Source organism: Ruminococcus sp. CAG:379 (assembly GCF_000434255.1).
In the GTDB taxonomy this organism is placed as follows: Bacteria; Bacillota; Clostridia; order Oscillospirales; family Ruminococcaceae; genus Ruminococcus_F; species Ruminococcus_F champanellensis.
This window is the reverse complement of sequence record NZ_FR894880.1, coordinates 5016-6817: the sequence shown is the minus strand read 5'-3', so window position 1 is coordinate 6817 and position 1802 is coordinate 5016. Positions and strand designations below refer to the sequence as shown.

Annotated in this window: 1 pseudogene; it reads right to left on the bottom strand. The window is 59.7% G+C overall.

The window, feature by feature from the left end:
- Positions 1–1802 (bottom strand): annotated as a pseudogene (locus QVO51_RS04720) (beta-glucuronidase); the annotation flags it as partial.

Below are 1802 nucleotides of genomic sequence, written 5' to 3'. Positions count from 1 at the left end.
TGGCGTCAGCTCCTGTCGGGGTTCAAACCTGTCGGATGCCATATACCGGTACAGTGCATCCGTGAACGCCTGCACCTCGATGCGTTCTGCGATCTCACCGAGCCGGATGGTGCAGACCATGAGCCTGCCAGTACCAACCCTCGCCTCAAAAAGGATGCCCAGCTTATGATTCCGCTCAAAGTTGTCGATCATCTGTACCATAGGGCGGATGTGGGGTGCGGCATGCTCCAGCACGGCGCAGTTTGCGTGGGTTACCAGGTCATACCACTGGGGGGTAGTGCAGTGAGCCCGGGCAAAGTCGGACAGGGCGGGATGCGCCTGATCCACCAGCAGTCCCATGGTTCCCACGGCAACGGGTCTGTCCATACTTTCACAGATCTGCCGGAACATGGGGTAGCACCAGAAGTCCGTACAGTAAAAGCCCTCCACCACTTCCTTGACGGTCTCCGGCAGCAGCAGCACCCGTGCGCCCCTGTCCAGCATGGTCTGGGCTTCGGCGGCGGTATACGCCACCCGGATCGCCGGGGGCAACTGAGGCTTTTTCCGGGGGTATACATATATAATATAGCCGTTTTCCGTATCCGCCTCCGGGATTTCCAGGGTCAGGGTCAGACTATGGGTGATCTCCGTCTCCGGCAGCCGGGTTTCGATCTGTCCCAGGGTCACCAGCTCCATGGGTGCATCCGGCAGCGGGAAGCTCCCGGCGGTAAGACATGCATCTCCAGCAGTCAACCGCCAGTGGGCAGTGCCGGTCAGACCGGGGCGGTAGCACCGGAGCTGTACCTGCGCCCGGAAGAATTCTCCGGCGGCATAGTTGAACCGGTCAAATTCTGCCAGCAGCACAACGTCCGAGCAGAAGCCCCGCCACTGCTTTTCGGAAATCAGCCCCTTGCTGTCCATAAAGGCATCCAGCATGCCCACCAGCGCCGTGCCCTGTCCGGTGAAATCCTGTAGATCCAGAAGCTGGAATCCTGCAATGTGCCGGGAGCGCATGACCGCCTCAATTTCCTCCTTATAGCATTGGGCAGCCAGATGACCGGAGGCAAGGAAGAAGTCCCGTGCCTGCTCTTCCATGCCTGCATCCCGGAGCCACTCCCGGAATATTTCAAAGTTCCGTGCCTGCAGCACTCCGGTAAACTTGGGGATTTCCTCGAAATCCGGGTATACGGTATATTGCCCGATCTCGTGGGTGACAATGGGCTTGTGGGGGATCAGTCCCTCTGCCTGCTGATCCACCCGGATGGTTTTAGTGCCTGTGCCGTACTGGATCTGGATCTCCGCAGTGCCTGCTTCAGCGGATTCCTGCTGCACCGGGAAAATCAGCGGGTCATAGCTGTGATCCGTGGAGGGACGACAGGTCTGGATATGCCCCAGGGGCAGATCGCAGTTGGCGTAGGAGCCCCGGATGAGACGCTCCTTACTGAGCCGCACCCCGGAGAAGAAATCGTCCTCCTCCAGGATACAGGGCCAGAATTGAAAGTTGTTGGAGCCCTGGGTATACAGGTGCCGGGGATCCGTCTCCCGGTAATCCCGGAGGATTTCTCCCATTCGCTGGCTGCTGCCCCACAGCTCGTTGCCCAGGGACAGCATGCAGAAGGAGGGGTGGCTGCCGAAGGCACGGAGCATCCGGAAGCCTTCCTCCACCAGGTATGCCTGTTCTGTTTCATTGTACTGTTCCTCCCCGGGAGCAGCCAGGGTACCCCAGAAGGGAAGCTCCGGCTGCATGTAGATACCCAGCAGATCCGCAGCGGCAAAGGCAGCCTCCGGAGGACAGGAGGTGTGGTAGCGGTAGTGGTTGATGC